Genomic DNA, 20,769 nt, shown 5'->3' with positions numbered 1-20,769 from the left:
TACGAGTGAATTCTCTCAGTTTGGTCGCCCACACGGCTGCCCGATCGGGCAGCGCACGACCCGGGGCAGGTCAGCGGGGTAATCCTCTCGGTGGCCCGCCTCGGTGCGCCGCGGGAAGACTTCGGTCGCACCGAGTGTGCTCGGGCGGCGCGCGCTCCTAACTTCGAAGGCATGACCGACGCTCCCCGCCTCAAGTCCACTGTGCTCACCGGGGTCGTGAGTGTTTTCGCCGGTTAGAACCGGCCGTACCACTCACGACCCCTCGCGGAAACCTGGGTGGGTCAGTCGGTCTCGGGGACGACCTGGCGTGACTCGGGGAAGTGGCAGGCGGCCAGGTGACCCGAGGTGGCCGAGGTGAGCTGCGTCAGCGGAGGTTCCTCCGAGGCGCAGATGTCCTGGGCTTTCCAGCAGCGGGTGCGGAAACGGCAGCCGGAGGGCGGGTTGATCGGGGACGGGACGTCGCCGGTGAGCCGGATGCGCTCGCGGTGGGCCTCGCTGTCCGGGTCGGCTTCGGGGACCGAGGACAGGAGTGCGTGGGTGTACGGGTGCTGCGGGTTGCCGTAGAGGTCGGCGCGGTCGGCGACCTCCACGATCTTGCCGAGGTACATGACCGCGATGCGCTGGGAGAAGTGGCGGACGATCGCGAGGTCGTGGGCGATGAAGACGAACGCGATGCCGAGGTCCCTTTGCAGGCGCTGCAAGAGGTTGACGACCTGGGCCTGGATGGAAACGTCCAATGCGGACACTGGCTCGTCCGCGATGATGAGGCGGGGTTCGAGTGCCAGTGCCCTGGCGACGCCGATGCGCTGGCGCTGGCCGCCGGAGAACTCGTGGGGGTAACGGTTGTAGTGCTCGGGGTTGAGGCCGACCGTCTCCAGCAGCTCCTGGACGCGCTTCTTGCGGCCGCCCGGCGGGTCGATGTTGTTGACCTCCATGGGGCCCGCGACGATGGAACCGACCGTGTGGCGGGGGTTCAGCGACGAGTACGGGTCCTGGAAGATCATCTGGATCTCGGACCGGATCGGGGCGAGTTCCTTGCGGGACGAGTGGGTGATGTCGCGGCCGGCGTAGGTGATCTTGCCCGCGGTCGGTTCGAGGAGGCGGGCGAGCAGGCGGCCGGTGGTCGACTTGCCGCAGCCGGATTCGCCGACCAGGCCGAAGGATTCGCCTTCGTGGACCGTCAGGTCGATGCCGTCCACGGCCTGCACGGAACCGACGCGGCGCTTGAAGATCGCTCCGCCGCGGACCGGGAAGTGCATGGTGAGGTCGGACGCCTCGAGCAGGGGCGAGGTCATCGCAGCGCCTCCTTGTCCTCTGTGGACAGGTGGCAGGCCGCGGCGTGCTTGAGGTCAAGGGACAAGAGGGGACGCTCCGTGGTGCACAGGTTTCCGGGTACGCGGCCGACGTGGTCGCATCGCGGGTTGAAGGGGCAGCCTGCCGGCAGGTCGATCAGGCTCGGCGGGGTGCCGCGCACCGGGACCAGCGGAACGTCAACGTCGCCGGTGAGGTGCGGGATCGAGGCGAGCAGGCCCCAGCTGTAGGGGTGCGATGGTGTCTTCAGCACCTCGCGCACGCTGCCGCGCTCGACCGAGCGGCCCGCGTACATCACGAGCACGTCGTCGGCCATCTGCGCGACCACGCCCATGTCGTGGGTGATCAGGATGATCGAGGTGTCGAACTCGCTCTGCAGCTCGCGCAGCAGGTCGAGGATCTGGGCCTGGACGGTGACGTCGAGCGCGGTGGTCGGCTCGTCGGCGATGAGCAGGTCGGGGTCACAGCACAGGGCGATCGCGATCATCGCGCGCTGGCGCATGCCGCCGGAGAACTGGTGCGGGTAGTCCGAGGCGCGCTTGGCCGGGATGCCGACCTTGCCGAGCATGTCGGCGGCGCGCTTGCGAGCGTCCCTTTTGGACGCTCCGGTGTGCCTGCGGTAGGTCTCGGCGATCTGCTCGCCGATCGTGTAATACGGCGAAAGCGAGGTCAGCGGGTCCTGGAAGATCATCGAGATGCGGTTGCCGCGAAGCTTGCGCATCGAGGACTCCGAGGCCGACGTCAGGTCGATGCCGTCGAAGAGGATCTCGCCGCCGATCTCGGTCTTCTCGGGGTTGTGCAGCCCGAGGATGGCCATGTTCGACACGCTCTTGCCGGAGCCGGACTCGCCGACGATGCCGAGGGTGCGGCCCTTGACCAGGTCGAAGGACAACCCGTCGACGGCCTTGACCACGCCGTCCTCTGTGGAGAAGTGCACCTTGAGATCGCGCACGGAGAGCAGGGTCATCACGCCACCTTGATTCGCGGGTCGATCACGGCGTAGACGATGTCGACGACGATGTTGGCCACCACCACGGCGGTCGCGGCGAGCAGCACCACGCCCATCATCATCGGCAGGTCGGAGGCGAACACGGAGTTCACCGCGAGCTGGCCGACACCGATCAGGCCGAACGAGGTCTCGGTGATGATCGCACCGGCGAACAGCACCGCGATGTCGAGCCCGAGGATCGTCGCGATAGGACTCATCGCGCCGCGGAACGCGTGCTTGACGTACACCTCTCTGGTGCTCAATCCCTTGGCGCGCACCGTTCTGATGTAGTCCTCGTTGAGCACGTCCACCATGGACGATCGCGTCAGCCGCGCGTAGTACGCGGTGTGGATGATCGCGAGACAGGTCCACGGCAGGATCAGCCCGGTCACCCATTGGGCCGGGCTGTCGAAGAAGGACGTGTACGTCGGCCTGGGCAGCAGGTCCGAGCTGTACACGAAGAGGTAGAGGAAGAACGGCGCCATCACGTAGATCTGCATCGAGCCGCCGAGCAGCGCGAAGACCATCGAGATCTTGTCGGCGAGCTTTCCCTTGCGCAGCGCGGCGAGCATGCCCAGCCCGACGCCGAAGATGAGGAACAGCACCACGGCGCCGATGGCCAGTGAGATCGTCACCGGCAGGCGGTCGAGCACCGTGTCGAGCACCGGCTCCTTGTTGACGAAGGAGTAGCCGAGGCAGGGCGCGTCGCACGGCTTGTCGCCGATGACCCGCCCGGCGAAGATGCCGCCGACGAAGACCAGGTACTGCTGCCAGACCGGCTGGTCCAGCCCGAGGTCACGGCGGATCTGCTCGACCAGCACCGGGGTGCAGGACTTGCCACAGGACAGCGCGGCGACCTCGTTGCCGGGTACGGCGAAGAAGAGCAGGAAGGTGATGGCGCTGATGATCAACAGGATGACCACGGCGCCCAGCACCCTGCGTGCCAGGAAAGCCAACATCGGGGTTTCGTCTCCGGAAAAGGGCGGAGGGGGAACGGGCACGCGGCCCGCTCCCCCTCCCCTACTGGGTCAGGACTTCAGGAAGAGGTTCGCGAAGTTCAGCACGCCGTGCGTGTCGACGGACGCGCCGCCGATGTTCGTGCCGGACATGATGAGGCGTCGCGTGTAGGCGTACGGGATCGCCGGGACCTTCTCCATGATCTTCGAGTCGAGCTTCGCGAACTCGTCGCCCTGCTTGATCGGGTCGTCGATCGCGAGGATGCGGTCGATCTCCTTGTTGATCTCCGGGTCGTTGAAGTGCGAGTTGTTCGGGCGGCCGTCGCCGATCTTGCGGCCGTCGTAGATCTCCGGGTAGACGGTCACGCCGGTCGGCCAGTCAGCGGCCCACGAGGACCAGTACAGGTCCAGGTTGTTGTTGACCGTGTCGCGGGCGTCGTTGAACGTCTTCGGCTGCATCGGGATCTTCTCGACCTTGAAGCCTGCCTTCTCCAGGCCGTCCGCGATGGCGAGGGCTTCCTTTTCCCGGTTGGGCTGCTGGCTGTAGCCGAAGGAGATCGACTGGCCGAGCTTGCCTGCGTCGGTCAGCATCTTCTTGGCCTTCTCCGGGTCACCCTTGGGGTTGACGTCGGTGATGCCGGGCAGGTCGTACTTCTTCCAGCCGAGGTTGGCGGGCGAGCCGAGCGTGGTCGACAGGTCGCCGTAGAACGGGCCGCCGTTGGTCTGGCGCGCCTGCTCCTTCGGGAACGCGGTGAGCAGCGCCTTGCGCACGTTCACGTCGGTGATGCGGGTGGTGTTGATCGAGTAGACCTCGGACGCCGAGGTGGCCACGTCGAGCACCTGCGCCTTGAGCTTCGGGTCGTTCATCACCTGGTCGATGCGCTCGGCCGGGACCGAGTGGTACAGCGCGGTGGCGTTCTTGTCGTCGCCGGCGCCCGCGGTCAGGCGGTCGGTGATCTCCGGGGGCAGCGGGCCGAAGTTGATGGTGAAGCCGTCGACGAACTGGTGCCGGATCGGGTCGGTGTTCGGGTCCCAGAACTCGTTCTTGACGAGCTTCAGCGACTTGTCGACCTCGTGCGCCGCGATCTTGTACGGGCCGCTGGTCGGCGGGTTGGCGTCGAGGCCTTCCTTGCTGTCCTTGGCCTTCTGCACCGGGACGGTGGTGCCGAGCGCCGCGGCGAACGGGAAGTCCGGGTGCGGCTTGGGCAGCTTGAAGATGATGGTCTTCTCGTCGGGAACCTCGATCTTGTCGTTCCCGAGTTCCTTGCCGTCGTACGGTCCGTTGTAGACCTTCGAGAACTCTTCCGAGTCGGCCAGCCAGGTCTGGATGTACGGGAAGCCGCGGTTGTACTTCTCGTAGAACGACCGCTCGACGGCCCACTTGAAGTCCGCCGCCACGATCGGGGTGCCGTCGGAGTGCTTGATGCCGTCCTTCAGCGTGTACTTCCAGGTCTTGCCGCCGTCGGTCGACTCGCCGGTGTTGGTGGCCAGGTCGCCGACCAGCGTCGTCTTGTCGCCGTCGATCTTGTACATGGTCAGGCGGCGCGAGATCAGCTCGGAGATGGTCTGGTCCGGCGAGGTCTGCATCTGGCCCGGGTCGTAGTGGACCTGGTCCTGGCGCCACAGCGCGGTGATCGTGCCGCCCTTGCGCGAGCCGGGCACTTCCTTGGCCGGGCCCTTCGACTGGGACCCGTCCTTGTCGAGGGAGACTTTGCTGACCTCGTTCTTGGGCGCGTCGGTGCTCCCCGAATTCTGGCCACCGGCGCTGCAGCCGCCGACGAGCAGCGACGCGGCCATCGCGACGCCGACGATCTTCTTCGGTTTCATCTGTCTCCCTGACTTCTTAACGGTGTGACTTCGGGTCGAGCGCGTCGCGGACGGAATCCCCGAGCATGTTGAAGGCGAGCACGAAGATGATGAGCGCGATGCCCGGGAAGGTCAGATAGGTGATGTCGGCCTTGATGTAGTCGCCGCCGTCGTGGATCATCCGGCCCCAGTCGGGCGTCGGCTCGACCATGCCGACGCCCAGGTAGGACAGCGCGGCCTCGGTGGTCACCATCGCGGGCACGTCCAGCGTCGCCACGATCAGGATCGGCGTGATCAGGTTCGGCAGCAGTTCCTTGAAGATGATCCGCCGCGAACCGGCGCCGGACACGCGCGCGGCCTCGATGAACTCGCGCTCCCGCAGCGAGAGCACCTGGCCGCGCAGCAGCCGCGCGACTCTCGTCCAGCCGAAGACCGAGAGCACCAGCACCAGCGAGACGACCCGCAGCCAGATCGGCGCCTCCTTGCCCGGCGCGATGAACAGCGCGAGCGCGATCGGCATGAACGCCAGGTAGAACAGGGTCGACGGGATCGCCAGCAGCACGTCGATGACCCGGCCGATGAAGTAGTCGGCCTTGCCGCCCAGGTAGCCGGCGGTGATGCCGACGATGGCGCCGAACGCGGTGACGATGAAGACCACGACCAGCGCGATCAGCAGCGAGGTCCGGATGCCGTAGACCAGCTGCATCAGCACGTCACGGCCCAGCTTGGGTTCCAGGCCGAACCAGAACTCGCCGTCGATGCCGCCGTTGGGCTTCACCGGGATGCCGGTGTCGGTCAGCAGGCCTGGCCGGTCGAGGCCGTAGTGGGTGTACGGATCCTTGCCGTACAGCCAGGAGATGACCGGGGCGCCGAGGCCGATGACGAAGTAGAAGAGCACGACGCAGGCCGAGATCACGCCCGCTTTGTCGCGGCGGAACCTGCGCCAGGCGAGTTGCCCTGGTGAACGGCCTGGTGGTGGCTTTTTGACACCTGTGGTGGTCACCTCGGCGACGGCGGCAGGCGTCACCTCGGCGGAAAACAGCTCGGACACTTCTCCCCTGTCACCCGCATGCATCAAAGAACGGGCGGAAATTTACGGTCCCGAGGATAGGGGCGTCAACCACCGATGGTTGGTTTTCCAGGTTACGAAATGGCCATGGCCGGTAATTGAACGATTTCTGAGGGTAATTACACCCGAAAGCGTTTACATGTTTTCGGCGGCCAGCCGGATCGCGACGTCGATGATCATGTCCTCCTGCCCGCCGACCAGGCCCAGGTCACCGCACTCGCGCAGGATTTCGTGCGCGGGCACCTTGTACCGCTCGGCCGCGCGCTCGGCGTGCAGCAGGAAGCTCGAGTAGACGCCCGCCCAGCCCTGCACGATCGCGTTGCGGTCCATTTTGGGCCATCGATGCAGGTAGGGGCGCACGACCTCCTCGGCGGCACTGATCACGCCGAGCACGTCGAGGCCGGTTTCGATACCCATCCGGTCGAATACCGCGGCGAGCACTTCGGTAGGCGAATTGCCCGAGCCCGCGCCGAGCGCGCAGAGCGACCCGTCGATGTAGCGGACGCCTGCCTGGTACGCGAGTACCGAATTGGCTACACCGAGTGACAGATTCTGGTGGCCGTGATAGCCGACCCAGGCCTCGTCGCCGACCTCGGCGACGAGCGCGTCGAAGCGGTCCTTCGCCTCGTGCATGAGCAGCGCACCTGCCGAGTCGGTGACGTAGGCGGCCTGGCAGCCGGCGTCGACCATGATCCGGGCCTGCTTCGCCAGGTTCTCCGGCGGCGTGCGGTGCGCCATCATCAGGAACCCGGCGGTCTCCATCCCCAGCTCGCGGGCGACCCCGAAATGCTGGGGCGAGACGTCGGCCTCGGTGCAGTGGGTGGCGACCCTGACCATGTCGGCGCCGGCGTCGCGCGCCCGGCGAAGATCATCGGCGGTGCCGATGCCGGGCACCAGCAGCACCGCGATCTTGGCCCTCCGCGCCTCGTCGCGGGCGGCCGCGATGAGCTTCAGTTCGTCGGTGCGGGAGAAGCCGTAATTGAAGGACGAGCCGCCGAGCCCGTCACCATGGGTCACCTCGATAACGCCGACCCCGGCGCCGTCGAGCGCGCGGACGGTGTCGCGCACCTGGGTTTCGGTGAACTGGTGCGCCATCGCGTGACTGCCGTCGCGCAGGGTCGTGTCGACGATCCTGACGTCGTGCTCGAATTCCGGTTTCATGCCAGCAGCTCCCCCACGCGGACCGCGGCCGCGGTCATGATGTCGAGATTTCCGGCGTATTCGGGTAGATAGTCACCGTTTCCTTTGACTTCGAGAAAGAGCGCCACCCTGCCGTTGGAGTTCCAGTCGTCTCTCGGATCGTCGAATTGCGGTTCCGCGCGCAAGGTGTAACCGGGAACGTACTGCTGGACTTCGGCGATCATTTCGTGGACCGAAGTGGTGATCGCGGCGCGGTCGGCGTCAGCGGAAATCGCGCAGAACACGGTGTCGCGCATGATCATCGGCGGCTCCACCGGATTCAGGATGATGATCGCCTTGCCCCGCTCCGCGCCGCCGACCTCGGCGATCGCGCGGGAGGTGACCTGGGTGAACTCGTCGATGTTCGCGCGGGTGCCCGGCCCGGCGCCCCGCGACGCGACCGAGGCGACGATCTCCGCGTAGGGCACCGGGGTGACCCGGGAAACGGCGTGCACCATGGGAATCGTGGCCTGGCCGCCGCAGGTGATCATCGAGATGTTGGGCGCGCCGAGATGCTCGCGCAGGTTGACCGGCGGGCACACCATCGGCCCGAGGTAGGCGGGCGTGAGGTCGATCGCGCGAACCCCGGCCTCGGCGTAGCGCGGCGCGTTGGCCAGATGCGCCTTCGCCGACGTCGCCTCGAACACCAAGTCCGGCAAGGGATCCTGGCTCAGCAGCCAGTCGACGCCGTCCGCGGAGGCCTTGATCCCCTGCGCCCTGGCGCGGGCGAGCCCGTCGGACTCGACCACCCCGACCACGTAGCCGACCTCGATCTCGGTGCTGCGCTTGAGTTTCGCCAGCAGATCGGTGCCGATGTTGCCGGGTCCGACGATCGCCGCGGTGAGGGTCATGGGGAGACTGTCACACTCGTACTGAGCCAAAGGACAGTTCGTCGTTCCGCTCAGAGGAACGACGAACTCACCCTTACTCGCCAATGACGGGCGTGACCGGAGCCATGCCCGTCCGCGGGTCGACTACGCGCTCACCGTCGTCGGTGAGCTGGAAGTGCTCATCGTCGTCGAACACGAACTTGCGCTGGTGCTCCTCGTCCTCGCCACCTTCACCCTTGGCTCCCTGGCCAATTCCGCCAGCGCCCATGCCACCTGGCCGTCCCGCGCCCTTCGCGCCGCCCGCACCGCCACGCGCGCCCGGCTCACCCGGACCACCCACCGGCCCGGCACCGCTACCACGTCCGCCGGTGAGCCGCTCGCCGGCGCTGCCCGCGCCCGATCCCGGCCCGGCACCGGTCACCCGCCCACCGCCGGAACCGCTTCCCGGCCCGGGAGTTCCGCCACCGCCGAGCCCCAAGCCCGGTAGAAAGCCGGACTCGGAACTGTCGCCTTGGCCACCGGGAACCCCCTGGCCAGGCTTAACAGGACCGCCCGGCTTGACGGGCGCGCCGGGCGGCGTCCAACCACCAGGCGTCGTGCCGTCACCAGGCTTGGGACTGCCGGCAGTCTGGCCTCCCGGGGTCTGACCACCCGGAATCTGACCGCCGGTGCCGCCGCCAGGAACCGACCCACCAGGCGGATTGACGCTGCCACCCGGACCACCTGACCGTCCTCCCGGCCGCTTGACCCCGCCACCGGGGTAATCAACGCCACCGGGCTTGGCCGGTTCGGCCTGCGAGATGTTCAACGCGTTCGGGTCAACCTTCGGATACTCACTGGGCATCATCGAGCCGTTGTAACCCGACGCGGTGGTCCACTCCTCCATCGCCTGGATGTTGCGTTGTTCGGCGGCCCTCGTCTTGTTCAAGGCTTTCTCATAGTCGGACCCCGCGCTGCCCAACGTGATGATTTTCTCGAACGTCGACGGCTCTTCGGGAGGGGACGGAACCGGGCCAACCGTATTCTTGACCTGGAAAAAGCTGTCCGTCTGATTACGCAGCAGATCTTTCCCCGTCGCCATCTCCTGCGACGCGCCGTCGTGGGCGACCGCGAGCGGACCAGCACCACGCTGCGCCGCACCGGCGGAGTCCCCCGTCCACCCTTCCTCCATCGAAGCAGCCAGGTCGGTGATCTGCTGCACTCGTTGGGTGTATTCCCGCTCGATCTGCTCCAGGTGGTCACTGGCTGCCATGAGACGAGCAGGCCCCTCGCTGTTCACGAAATTCTCGTAGATCTGCTGCGCGCTCATCCAAGCTTGATGCCCAGGAATCGACACGTCACTGACTCCCCTTGATCGTCTCGAGCACAGCCTTCGCCACATTCGTCGCGGCCTTGCACGCATCCTTACCCGCAGGCCCCTGGAGATAGACACTGAAATACGATTGATCCGAAACGCCCACCAGGACGCCGCAGTTACCATCCGCGCGCTGATCCGCAATGTTTGCTTGCACAGCTGGGTATCCTTCGATTTCGGTCGGCTCGAAATAGCCAGTCTTGTACCAGCCGGTGGCGTTCTTCTGGTACTCCTGAGTCAACCCCGACGTGATAGTGGGCAAGAAGCCAACTCCGGCAGTAGCTTCGCCGCCAAGCTTGAAGTGGCATGCCACGGCAGGACTGAGGTCGTTCCGGCTGCCCGGAGCCGTGCTGCCCATGCCCTGGAGCTGCTGCTCCGTCAAACTGACGCACGGATCGGCGACGAACTTGGCTACGTCCAACGGGGTCTTCTTCACCGGCGGAGCCTTCACCTCGTCTCCACTGGGCGTTGGCGATCCCGCCGCGGTTGACGAGGGCGTGAGCACACCGCTGGCCGTGCCCGGGGCTTGTTGGGTACAGCCCGTCAGCACCAGCAGGCCAACGACCGCGAGAGCAAGGTTCTTGAAGATATGCACAGTCTTTTCCTAGTTGTAGGGCGAGCCGGTGTCCGAGGCCCCACCATAGGGGCTACCTGCGACCTCTTCCTGCTCCACGTACGTCCCGTTCGCCTTCTGCAAGGCCGCGATATACGCCTTCGCATACGCCTGCATCTGCTGGTTCTGCTGGAAAGCCGCATTGATCGACGTCCTGGCCTCTTCCGCTTGCTTCGTTGCGGGCTGATCTTTGGAAGGCGGCCCTACGAGCTGGGCTGCAAAGTTCAGGTTGTCCCCGTCCCGTTTGATTCCGTCGAGCAGGTCCTGCCATTGGGTGATCTTCTGGGCGATCACCTCCGGCTCGAAGGTGTAGCCACCAGGGCCTGAGCCACCGCCCACTCCGCCCTTCGCGCCGCCGTAGTCGACGATCGAGTCCCAGACGCTGGGCGGACCGTCCTCGACCCGGCTCACCTCTTTGTCCCGTTCGCGGCGGCCTGCCTCGCCGATCTCGTCCTTGGTTTGCTGGTGCCGATCGACGGAACCCGGCCGCGGCGGCGCTCCAGGCGCGCCAGCGGGGTTCGAATAGCTTTGTCGCTGGTCAGTACCCTGCGCGAGCAGGTTTCTCAAATAGGAATCGCCTGCGGTCACCTGTGTTCATCCCCTCACCCCTCGTAACCCTCCGCAGGTGACGGTACCGCAGATGCAAACGCGCTTGAGTGGAATCAGCGATTCGCTGGACAAATCACGACACATCGACAATCAGGCAGGTCACGTTGTCGTAGCCACCGGCCGCATTGGCGAGTGAAATCAACTCGGTCACCGACGTTTCACGATCCGAATAAAGCGCGTTGTGGATATCGCCAAGGTCCGCGTAGTCGGTGAGACCGTCCGAGCAGAGCAGATAACGGTCGCCGGGCAGCGCGTCGTGCCAGCTGAGATCGGGCTCGTGCGGCTCGGTCCCGCTTTGCAGCGCGCGCATGAGCATGTTGCGGCGCGGGTGTTCCGCGGCTTCCTCCGCGGTCATCCGGCCTTCGTCGACCAGTGCCTGGACCATCGTGTGGTCGCGGGTGAGCTGGCGCAGTTCGCCGTTGCGCAGCAGATAGCCGCGCGAGTCGCCGATGTGGCCGAGCTGGAAGCGGTGCTCGTCCCAGCGCATCGCGGTCAGGGTGGTGCCGCAGCCGAACGGGGCCTGGTCGTCGAGCCTGCGCGCGATCTCGGCGACGACGAAACCCAGGTCGGCGTCGTCGGACTCGCGGAGCACGTCGATGGCGATGGCGCTGGCCAGGTCGCCGTGCCCGTGCCCGCCCATGCCGTCGGCGATGGCCTGCACCCGAGGAGTCAGGTAGGCGGAGTCCTCGTTGACCTGGCGGCGGAGTCCGACGTCCGTCGCCATGGTCAGCCCCAATCGTGTCATGGTCCCAGTAGACCAGTTGTGAAGTCTGTACACAAGCAGCTAGCCTGTGTACATGGACGCCACCGTGAATCTCGGCGACATCGCCCGGCTCGTCGACGTCGGGCGGGCCGCGGTCAGCAACTGGCGACGGCGGCACGAGGACTTCCCTCGCCCGGTCGGCGGCACGGCGTCGAGCCCGCTGTTCTCCCTCGCCGAGGTCGAAGACTGGTTGCGCCGCAACGGGAAGTCGTTCGAGGTCTCCCCGGCCGACCGGATCTGGCAGCGGCTGCGCGCGGCGGAGGACGACCTGCGTCTGGGCGAACTGGTAGTCGAGGCCGGGCGTGAGATCAAGGACCACGCGACGTTCGAGTTCCTCTGCCAGCGGTACTTCGAGGCGCATTCGCGGCGGCTGAACGTGACGCCGGTCGAGGTCGCCGAGCTGATGGTCCGGCTGGTCGGCGGCGGGCCGGTGACCGATCCGGCGTGCGGTGTCGGGACGCTGCTGATGGCGGCCGGGTCCGGCGCCGGTCAGGAGCTGGACCCGGTCAGCGCCCGGATCAGCGCGCTGCGCGTGCCCGGCGTTCAGGTCGTCACCGGGGATTCACTGCGCGCCAACGGTTTGGCGCGGGCGAACGCCGTGGTGTGCGATCCGCCGTGGCACGACCGGACGTGGGGCTACGACGAGCTGATCGGCGATGCGCGCTGGGAGTACGGGCTGCCGCCGCGCGGCGAGCCGGAACTCGCGTGGGTGCAGCACTGCCTTTCGCTGGCCGAACCGGGCGGGCGGGTCGCGATCCTGCTGCCGCTGGCCACGGCGAGCCGCCGTCCGGGCAAGCGGATCCGGGGGAACCTGTTGCGGGCGGGCGCTTTGCTCGGTGTGGTGACCCTGCCGGGCGCGACCCGGGACCTCTGGCTGCTGCGCCGTCCGGTGCCCGGCGAGGCGCCGCCGTCGAAGATCCTTTTGCTGGAGGCGGAAAACCTGGCCGACGTCGAGTCGGCGGAGGCGTCGACCCGGATCATCGACCTGCTCGACGACGACGTCGACCTGAGCCCGGCCCGGCACCGCGACGCCGACGTCGCGGCGGCCTTCTCCGACGCGCTGCGGCAGTTCGGGAAAGCCGCGCCGGTGCCGCCGTCACTGGCGCCTTCTCCCGGCACGCCGATGACCACGCTCGGCGAGCTGATCAAGGCGGCGCCCGGCGACGAGCCGGTCACGTCGCCGACCGGTGCCACCTACCTGATCGACCCCGAACTGCTCGATCCGGCGTTCCTGGCGGGCGCTTTGCGTGCCGCGCTGGCGAAACCGGCGTCGGGGTCGAGCAGGCTCGACGTCAAGCGGACGCCGGTGCCGCGGTTGACGCTCGCGGAACAGCGCGCTTACGGTGCGGCGTTCGAGCAGCTCACCGCGCTGGACGAAACCCTGCGCGCGGCCACGGCGGCAGGGGAAGCGCTGGTGCGGTTAGGCTTCGAAGGACTGCTGGGTGGGCGGCTCGGACCGCGGTGAGGGGGTGTTGCCCGGAATGCTCATCGCCGACCGCTACGAGCTCGACGACCTGCCGCTCGGCCAGGGCGGGATGGGTGCCGTCCACGGTGGACACGACAAGCACCTCGACCGCCGGGTGGCGATCAAATTCCTCCGGCTCCCTGGCGGCCCCGAAGACGAACTGACCCGGCGTTTCGTCCGAGAAGCCCGGATTCTGGCGAAACTGGACCACGCCGGCGCGCCGATCCTCTACGACTTCGGCATGTTCGAGGGGCGGCTGTTCCAGGTCATCCAGTTCATCGACGGCATCACGGTCGCCGACCTGCTGAGCGAGCACGGCCCGCTGCCGGTGCCGTGGGCGGCGTCGATCGCGGCGCAGGCGTGCGCGGTGCTTTCGGCGGCGCACGCGCTGTCGATCTGCCACCGGGATCTCAAGCCCACCAACCTGATGCTGTGCCCGGACGGCGGCGTCAAGGTGCTCGACTTCGGCCTCGCGGTACTACGCGAGGCGGACGTCGCCCAGTTCACCCGCGGCGGCCAGATCCTGGGCACCCCGGCTTATATGGCGCCCGAGCAGATCCAGCGCGGCTCGGCGGGCCCGCACAGTGACCTCTACGCGCTGGGCTGCCTGCTGCACGAAATGCTTACGGGGCAACCTCTTTTCAGCGGACCGACGGCTTACGCGGTATTCGAACGCCATGTCAAGGAGCGCCCCACGCCGGTGCGTGGCGTGCCCGCGGGCCTGAACGCGCTGATCGGCGGCCTGCTGGAGAAGGACCCGGCACGCCGTCCCGCGAGCGCGCTGGCCGTCTACGAGGGACTGCAAGCCTTCGCGGTCGATCTTCCCCCGCTGCCCGGGTTCGTCTCCGCTCAGCCGAACCCCGGGCGCATGTACGCCCGCATCCTCGGCAGGGCCAAGGACTGAGGATCTCACCCGGGACGGCACTTTTACCCACAGCCGGACCCGGGAGGATCGCACGGGCATTGGTCTGAATAGCCCACGTCCCCTATATGCGTTTCTCACCCCTACCGCAAAACAGGAGTGTTCAACCCGTTCGATCCGGCGTTACGGTTCCCCTTGAGATTTCTGGCCAAGAACTCGAGCCTCCCTTTTCCGCTTTCCCTTCCCCATCAAGGAGAACCTATGTCTGATTTCGAACTCGACTCGCTCGACCTGGGTGAGCTGACCGTCACCTCGCTGCGTGACACGGTCGCGCTGCCCGAGACCGGCGCGTCCTGGGGCTCCTGCTCCTGCCAGGGTTCTTCCTCCTGCAGCCAGCAGCCCGTCCAGCAGTAGTGCCCGAACCGACAGCGACGCGGACATCGAGTGCGTGCGGGGCGGTTCTCGCCCCGTACGCGCTCGTCCGTGGTGCCGCGGCCGCTTATCCCGGCGAGCGCGCGGCGAGCGCTGCATTCCGAGGGATACAGGCCAGGCTGACCGTGCTCGAAACCGAGCTGGCGGCACTCGCTCCGGTGCTGTGCGACGCTTTGTACGTCAGTTCCGGAACCCATTCGGCGGAATTCCATCGCGACGTCGTACTGCCATTGCGGCGCGCGGTGTTCAATGGCCGCGAACCGGCGATCGACCGGCTCGGCGACCTGCCACACCGCGTTCCCGAGCTGGCGGCTTGGCTGGGCGCGCGTGCCGAACACAAGGCCGCCTGCGAGCAGCTCGCCGAACTCACGGCCGAGGCGCTCACGGCCGACCGGGAAAACCTCACCGAGCTGTGCGCCGACCCGGCGTTGCGCAAGGCCATCGCGCTGACCAGCGAAGACCTCCTGCGCGCCGTCCTGCGGACGAGCACGGCCCCGGACAAGCGCGGCCGCAAGGCCGAGCCGACCGTGCTGCGCTACGCCTTGCGCGCCAGCACCAAGACCAGTCCCCTGTCGTGGTTCACCCTCGTCGGCTGGGGCAGGCTGGACGACCACGGCGCGAGCGACGGCTGGCCGTCCGACGCGCACCTGGCGATCGTCACCACCTCCAACCGCGCGCTCGTCGAAACCTTCCTCGACGCCGTGCTCACCGAAGAACGCAGCCGTGCGCTGCCGCACCACCTCACCAGCGAACCGCGCATCGAAGACGGCCAAGCCAGGTTCCTGCGCACCCGGCTGCAGCTCGCGGGCGGGCGCTTCCTCACGTCGGCGGAGGACGAGGTCACGGTCGCCCACAGTGGACCGCTCGGCCTGGTCGTCACGTTGGCACGCAAGGGAATACCGCTCGACGACCTCATCGCCGAACTCACCAACCGGCTTGGCAAACCGGCGGACAGGTACGTCGGCCAGCTCGTCAAAGCCGGTCTGCTCGTGCCGTCCGCGCCGATCGACCCGCAGTCCACCGACGCCGTGCGCGACCTCGCGGACTGGCTCCGGCCGGATCCGCTCGCCGCACAGCTCGACGGGATCGCCGACGCGACAGCGGCTTTCGGCACCACCGAGCCCGAACAGCGGCAGCGGGCACTCAACGCGCTCGGCGCCCGCTGGACCGCGTTATTCGAAGCCATCGGGCGGCCAGGACCGGCCGCGCCCGTGCTCACCGAAGACGTGGTGATCCGCGAACCGTTGCCACTGGGCGGTTTTCTCTCCCCCGACGACCACACGGCGCTCGGCGAGATCGCCGCGGTCGCCGAGCACTTCGACCTCGGCCACACCCTGCGTGCCGCGCTGCGCGAGCGGTTCGTCGCCCGCTACGGCGACGGCGGCGTCTGCCGTCGTCCGTGGGAGTTCGCCTCCGAAGTCCGTGACACGTGGAAAACCCTCGCCGTCGTCGAGCCGGGACCGACCAGCGACCACCCGCTCGACGAGGTGACGCTGCCCGAGGCGCTGGTCCGCGAGGCAGTCGAAACGTCGCCGCATCGCCCGATGTCGTACTCGTTCTTCGTCCAGAACGACCCCGACACCGGACTGCTGTGCGTCAACCACCTGCACGGCGGCTGGGGCCGGTTCACCAGCCGTTTCCTGCCGTCGCTCGACCCGGCCGCGGCCGAGGCCGTGTCCCGGCAGATCCGCGGGCACCTCGCCAGGCCGGTGCAGATCCGCCCGGTCGGCGGGTTCAACGCCAACCTGCATCCCAGGCTGGTCGCGGACGAGCTCGGCAACGACCCGCGCTGGTCGTCGCTCACCGAGTCCGACCTCGAACTCTTCGACGACGGCACGGAGCTGCGGCTCCGGCTGAAGTCGACCGGCGAGCCGCTGGACGTGCTCTATCCCGGCTTCCTCGCGCCGGTCATGCTGCCGGACCGGCTGGCCCCGTTCCTCAACGACTTCCCGACCGGGCTGGCGACGTTCCGCAAGCTCATTCCCCATCACACCACCGAAATCCCCGGCGGTGTGCTGACCAGGACGCCCCGCCTGCGCCACGGGAACGTGGTGCTGCGACGGCGCCGCTGGCTGCTCGAAGCGGGCACGGTCGCCAAGCTGAGCGCCGACCTGGCCGCCGAAGAGGTGCCATTCCGCGCGGTCGCGAAGTGGCGTGCGCTGCTCGGCCTGCCCGAGCAGGTCTTCCTCCACCCGGCCGCGCCCGCCGACGGCGAACGCTCGGCCGCCGGGCTGCTGAAGTACCTGCAGCAGCCGAAACCGCACCTGGCCGACCTCGGGTCCGCGCTGCACCTGCGCAGCCTGCGCAAGTGGCTGTCCAGGCACGAGAACGGTGCCGTGTTCGAAGAGGCATTGCCGGCGGCGGGCGGGCGGGCCCAGCCGCGCCGCGCGGTCGAGCTGGTCGTGGAGACCTACCGGAACGGAAGTCCACAGTGGACGTGATCTGCTACTACCATCACCCGGTCAAGGCCCCGCTGCTGCGCGAGGCGGTGCTGCCGATCGCGGCGGACCTGACCTCGGCCGGGCTCGGCGTCCACCTCGAACGGCATTGGCTGCACGGACCGCACGTCCGGATCGCCATCCGTGGCGAGGGGGCCGAGTCGCAGGCCGCCGAGGCCGCCGTCCGGCTGTGCGAATACCTGAGCGTGCGGCCGTCATCGGCCGACATCGACACCGCGACGCTGCTGGCCGAAGCGGCGGCCGCCGGTCCGGCCGAGCTGATCGAGCCGCCGTACGAGCCGATCCAGCCGGACAACACCGTCCGCCTCGCACCGGCGCGGATACTGCCGACGCTCGGCCTCGACGGCGCCGGCATCCGCACGGAGCTGCTCCGGCTCGGCGTGCCCGCGGTGCGCGCGGCCTGCGAATTCCTGGGTGACCACGGGGATTCCGCCGCGTCACGGCTGCAGGTGGCGATGGTCGCGCTGACCGCGCACGCCGCGCGCTACCCGGCCGGGCTGACCGCCGGATATCACTCTTATCTCTCGCATCTCGAGGACTTCCTCGCGAACGACGACCCGGACGGACGGCTCGCCGCCCAGTTCGAAGCGCAGTGGGTGCGTCACCGGGAGCAGGTGCTGGCGCTCGTCGAACGGGTCGCCGGCGGTGAAGAGACGTGGACCGCCTGGTCCGAAAAAGCTTGGCAACACGTCGAATCCCGGCTCGAAGCAGGCGCCGACCTGAGCGGCGGAGCGGGACGTCGTCGCGAGACTTTCAGCGAGTATCACCAGCTCATGCATCAGGCCGACCCCGAAGGTGCGATGCGCGTGCGGCCGGACATCCTCACCTACCGGTGGTGCACGAACATGCTGTACCAGCTGCTCCTGCTCTGCGATCTGCGGCCGCTGGAGCGTTACCTGGCCGCCTATCTGGTCACGCGGGCGGTCCCGGTGCTCACCGGGCACGACTGGCGCGCCGAGCTGGCCGCCGCGATCAGGAGCCGTCGATGACCCGCCTGCGCCCGGGTGTCCGGGCCACCGCCGTCCCGAACGGGGTGCACGTCCGCGGCTGGTCAGGCAGCTTCACCGTGGCGGGCGCGAGCGCGGTTCCCCGGCTGTGGCAACGGCTTGAGGACGCGTTGCGCCTCGGCGACGCGGACGCGCTGCTCGCCGAGGCCGGGCCGGGCGCCCGGCGGGTGCTGACGACACTGCTCGACACGTTGGCCGAGCACGGCATGCTGGTGTCCGAAGAGGACACCGACGACTGGTTCGGCGCGATGGCACCCAGTCCCGGCGTCGCGTCGCGGACGGTGCGCGGCCTGACCGTCACGGTGCGCGCGGCCGAGTACGACCTGCTGGCGGCCGCGGTGTGCCGGTCGCTGGCCCGCTTCGGCGTGGCCACGACCCTGGTCCCCGGCCCTCGTGGCTCGGTGACTCTGTCCACTTTGGACCATGCCGTCGCCGTGGGTGAAGGCGGCGGTACCGCTTTCGTCAGCGAGCCGGGCTCTCCCGGCCGGGTCAGGGCCGATGCCCGCGCGCTGACCGAGCGGCTGGGGCTCAGGAAGACCGAACCCGCCGCCGATCCGCTGACCTCGCTGGTCGCCGGTTCGGCCGTGCAGCGGCTGCTGGCCGCCGCGACCGGGCTGCCCGATCCCGCGACCTACGGCGACGATCCCCGGCTGCTGCCCGGCGGCGCCGCGGTGCTCATCGCCACGGCGGACGGCGCGGAGTATCACCCGTGGCGGCCGCGTACCCAGCCCGCCACGCTGAGCGAAGCTTTGCGTCTCGTGGAAGCGTTGGGGGACAGCAAGATCGGCTGTCTTCCGGCGTCGCTGCCCGAAGCGCTCCCCCAGCTTCCCGTCGCGCTCGCGCGGTGCGGCGACGTGCTGGCGAGCGCGGCGCGCACCGACCTGGCCAGACTCGAAGCCGCCTGCGGAGCCGCCGAAGTACTGCTCGGCTTCGAGACGGTCGGCGTGAACCGCGAGCACGCCGAAGGCCGGGCGCTGCGCAAGGCCGCCGCGAAGCTGACCGAGGGCGTCCACCGTGCCGAAATGCAGGGCATCGTCGCGATCGAAGCCACCCAGGAGGATGCGATGAAGTTCGCCTCACTGACCGCGACCGGCCGCGCGCAGGCCAGGCTCGCCGGATTCGAACCACGCCACCTGGCGGCCGCGAGCGGCGCACTGTCCACTTTGGATGGCGTGGACGTGCCGTGGCTGACCGAAGTCGCCGACCGGGAAGCTCAGCTACGGCAACGCCTTGAGCGCCTCGTGGGACCACAGCCCTACGTCACGCTCGGCGAAATCGCATGATCGACGCGCTCAGCGAGACTCTCCCGGTCCTGACGCTGGCCGAGGCGCTGGCTGTCACCGACGGCTCAGCCGTGGTCATGCTGGCCGACTGGACCCCGCGCGAAGCCGCCGCGCTGGCCAGGCACGCATCGCGCACGGACGTCCTGCACCTGCCGATCCGCTTCGACGGCGCGCTCGTGCTCGTCGGGCCGGTGCTGCGCCGAGGCGCCGTCGGCTGCCTGCACTGCGCGGAAAAGCAGCGCATGACCACCGCGCGCACCCCGCGCAACGACCCCGACCTGCTGCTGGGCGGCGTGCCGTCACCCGCGCTGATCGACGGGATCGCCGCGCTCGCCGAGTCGATACTCCTCACGCCCGAGCCCGGCGTGGTCTGGACCCTGCACAGCGGCCGGGGCACCTGGTCGAAGCACGAGATCAGGCCGGTCGGCGGCTGCGACGTCTGCGCTCCGCTGCCGGACGACGAGCCCGAGCGGTTCGCGCTCGAACCCCGTCCGCTGCCCGATCCCACGGTACTGCGGCAGCCCAACCCGCGAACGTCCCTTGAGGACTTACGCGAAGCCTTGCACGACCCCGTGTTCGGCCCGGTCCAGCACGTCTACCGGACCGAGGACTCGGTGTTCGGCCTGACCAGCGCGCTCATCGCGCGTGGCCTGCCGTTGCCGGAAGGCGGTTTCGGGCGCGGCGTCGACTTCCACGGCAGCGAGCGGGTCGCGTTGCTCGAAGCTCTCGAACGCTTCGCGGGCGCGCAGCCGACCGGCCGCCGGACCGCGCTGCGCGCGTCGTTCGCGGAACTGGGCGCTGACAAGGCTCTCGACCCGGAACGGCTCGGCCTGCCCGATCCCGCCTACCACGGGCATCCGTCCGCGCCGACCGTGCCGTATCACCCCGATCTCGAACTCGCCTGGGTGCACGGCTGGTCGCTCACCCGCGACCGTTCGGTGGCCGTGCCCGAGCACGTCGCCTACTGGGATCCGCCCGGTTCGGCGCGGGTGGTCTACGAGTGCTCCAACGGCTGCGGGCTCGGCAACAGCCCCGAGGAAGCCGCGCTGTACGGGCTGTTCGAGATCGCCGAACGCGACGCTTTCCTGATGGCCTGGTACCGGCGCGAGCCGCTGCCGCCGGTCCGGATTCCCGGCGACCTGGTCACATCGACGCTGGTCAGCCGGGCGGCCGAACTGGGCTATCGGGTCACGGTCGTCGACGCCACCAACGATTTCGGCATCCCGGCCATGGTCGCGATCGCCCGCTACGAGGGCGACGACCAGGACGCGCCGCGGGCGTTCATCGCGGCGGGCGCGCACCACGATCCCGCGACCGCAGTCCGGTCGGCGATCTCCGAGCTGGTGTCGAACGTCGGCTACGTGACCAGGCGCGCCGCGGCCGAACCCGGCTGGCGTGACCTCGACCGGCTGCGACGGCTGTTCGCCGAACCGGAGCTGGTGCTGACGCTCGACGACCACGTCGGCGTCAACACGCTGCCGGAAGCGTTGCCGCGGATCGAAGCCCTGATCGCGGACCTGCCCGAAGCCGCGCTCGCCGAAGCCGAGCCCGTGCACGATCTGACCGAGCTGCTGCGCGCGACCGTCGACCGGCTGGACCTCGAAGTCGTGGTCGTCCGGCTCGACGAGCCCGGCGCCCGCGACCGGCTCGGCCTGTCGTGCGTGAAGGTCGTCGTGCCCGGCTCGATCCCGATGACCTTCGGACACGTGAACCACCGCACCCGTGGCCTGCCGCGGCTCGGTGGCGCGGTGTTCGCCGACCCGCACCCGTTCCCGTGAGGAGC

The 20,769-nt window shown here is 68.5% G+C and carries 18 protein-coding genes; 7 read left to right on the top strand and 11 right to left on the bottom strand.

The annotated features are described in order from the left end of the window. Nucleotides 1-281: 281 nt before the first annotated feature. The 11 genes from AB5J62_RS06490 to AB5J62_RS06440 all read right to left on the bottom strand — a co-directional run bounded on the left by AB5J62_RS06490 (nt 282) and on the right by AB5J62_RS06440 (nt 11,460). Nucleotides 282-1,295, bottom strand: a complete 1,014-nt coding sequence (locus AB5J62_RS06490; RefSeq protein ID WP_370947199.1) for an ABC transporter ATP-binding protein — start codon at nt 1,293-1,295, stop codon at nt 282-284. After that, complete coding sequence (locus tag AB5J62_RS06485) at nt 1,292-2,278, bottom strand: ABC transporter ATP-binding protein (protein WP_370947198.1); 987 nt, start codon at nt 2,276-2,278, stop codon at nt 1,292-1,294. The genes AB5J62_RS06490 and AB5J62_RS06485 overlap by 4 nt, the downstream gene beginning before the upstream one ends. Next, nucleotides 2,278-3,258, bottom strand: coding sequence for an ABC transporter permease (locus tag AB5J62_RS06480; protein WP_370947197.1), 981 nt, complete (start codon nt 3,256-3,258; stop codon nt 2,278-2,280). Before AB5J62_RS06480 ends, AB5J62_RS06485 begins: the two co-directional genes overlap by 1 nt. A gap of 69 nt (nt 3,259-3,327) precedes the next feature. After that, entirely contained in the window at nt 3,328-5,082 is a 1,755-nt protein-coding gene (locus tag AB5J62_RS06475) for an ABC transporter substrate-binding protein (RefSeq protein WP_370947196.1), read from the bottom strand. 16 nt (nt 5,083-5,098) lie between these two features. Then, nucleotides 5,099-6,112 carry an ABC transporter permease gene (locus AB5J62_RS06470; protein WP_370947195.1) on the bottom strand — a complete coding sequence of 338 codons (1,014 nt, stop codon included), beginning with the start codon at nt 6,110-6,112 and terminating at the stop codon, nt 5,099-5,101. 153 nt (nt 6,113-6,265) lie between these two features. After that, complete coding sequence (gene dmpG / locus AB5J62_RS06465; RefSeq protein ID WP_370947194.1) at nt 6,266-7,291, bottom strand: 4-hydroxy-2-oxovalerate aldolase; 1,026 nt, start codon at nt 7,289-7,291, stop codon at nt 6,266-6,268. Next, nucleotides 7,288-8,160: an acetaldehyde dehydrogenase (acetylating) gene (locus AB5J62_RS06460; RefSeq protein ID WP_370947193.1), complete on the bottom strand. Its 873-nt coding sequence runs from the start codon at nt 8,158-8,160 to the stop codon at nt 7,288-7,290. The genes dmpG and AB5J62_RS06460 overlap by 4 nt, the downstream gene beginning before the upstream one ends. A 73-nt stretch (nt 8,161-8,233) precedes the next feature. Beyond that, a complete protein-coding gene (locus tag AB5J62_RS06455; RefSeq protein ID WP_370947192.1) occupies nt 8,234-9,448 on the bottom strand; it encodes a hypothetical protein in 1,215 nt (404 codons plus the stop codon). 28 nt (nt 9,449-9,476) lie between these two features. Then, nucleotides 9,477-10,088, bottom strand: coding sequence for a DUF3558 domain-containing protein (locus AB5J62_RS06450; protein ID WP_370947191.1), 612 nt, complete (start codon nt 10,086-10,088; stop codon nt 9,477-9,479). 9 nt (nt 10,089-10,097) lie between these two features. Continuing rightward, on the bottom strand, nt 10,098-10,694 hold the full coding sequence (locus tag AB5J62_RS06445) for a hypothetical protein (RefSeq protein WP_370947190.1): 597 nt from the start codon (nt 10,692-10,694) through the stop codon (nt 10,098-10,100). Nucleotides 10,695-10,788: 94 nt separating this feature from the next. Continuing rightward, the gene (locus tag AB5J62_RS06440) at nt 10,789-11,460 is read right to left on the bottom strand and encodes a PP2C family serine/threonine-protein phosphatase (protein ID WP_370947189.1); all 672 of its coding nucleotides are present in this window, start codon (nt 11,458-11,460) and stop codon (nt 10,789-10,791) included. A 46-nt stretch (nt 11,461-11,506) separates the two neighbouring features. Between AB5J62_RS06440 and AB5J62_RS06435 the strand changes: the two genes are divergently transcribed. The 7 genes from AB5J62_RS06435 to AB5J62_RS06405 all read left to right on the top strand — a co-directional run bounded on the left by AB5J62_RS06435 (nt 11,507) and on the right by AB5J62_RS06405 (nt 20,764). Beyond that, a complete protein-coding gene (locus tag AB5J62_RS06435; RefSeq protein ID WP_370947188.1) occupies nt 11,507-12,943 on the top strand; it encodes an N-6 DNA methylase in 1,437 nt (478 codons plus the stop codon). Nucleotides 12,944-12,959: 16 nt separating this feature from the next. Then, complete coding sequence (locus tag AB5J62_RS06430; protein ID WP_370950196.1) at nt 12,960-13,847, top strand: serine/threonine-protein kinase; 888 nt, start codon at nt 12,960-12,962, stop codon at nt 13,845-13,847. Nucleotides 13,848-14,066: 219 nt separating this feature from the next. Further along, nucleotides 14,067-14,219, top strand: coding sequence for a thiazolylpeptide-type bacteriocin (locus AB5J62_RS06425; RefSeq protein ID WP_370947187.1), 153 nt, complete (start codon nt 14,067-14,069; stop codon nt 14,217-14,219). Continuing rightward, nucleotides 14,219-16,678 carry a lantibiotic dehydratase gene (locus tag AB5J62_RS06420; protein WP_370947186.1) on the top strand — a complete coding sequence of 820 codons (2,460 nt, stop codon included), beginning with the start codon at nt 14,219-14,221 and terminating at the stop codon, nt 16,676-16,678. Before AB5J62_RS06425 ends, AB5J62_RS06420 begins: the two co-directional genes overlap by 1 nt. Continuing rightward, nucleotides 16,669-17,685, top strand: coding sequence for a hypothetical protein (locus AB5J62_RS06415; RefSeq protein WP_370947185.1), 1,017 nt, complete (start codon nt 16,669-16,671; stop codon nt 17,683-17,685). The genes AB5J62_RS06420 and AB5J62_RS06415 overlap by 10 nt, the downstream gene beginning before the upstream one ends. Then, a complete protein-coding gene (locus AB5J62_RS06410; RefSeq protein ID WP_370947184.1) occupies nt 17,682-18,986 on the top strand; it encodes a hypothetical protein in 1,305 nt (434 codons plus the stop codon). The genes AB5J62_RS06415 and AB5J62_RS06410 overlap by 4 nt, the downstream gene beginning before the upstream one ends. Continuing rightward, nucleotides 18,983-20,764: a TOMM precursor leader peptide-binding protein gene (locus AB5J62_RS06405; RefSeq protein WP_370947183.1), complete on the top strand. Its 1,782-nt coding sequence runs from the start codon at nt 18,983-18,985 to the stop codon at nt 20,762-20,764. The genes AB5J62_RS06410 and AB5J62_RS06405 overlap by 4 nt, the downstream gene beginning before the upstream one ends. Nucleotides 20,765-20,769 lie beyond the last annotated feature (5 nt).

Source organism: Amycolatopsis sp. cg5, from assembly GCF_041346955.1.
Lineage (GTDB): Bacteria > Actinomycetota > Actinomycetes > Mycobacteriales > Pseudonocardiaceae > Amycolatopsis.
The sequence above is the reverse complement of the archived record's forward strand: the minus strand, read 5'-3'. Positions and strand labels throughout refer to the sequence as shown.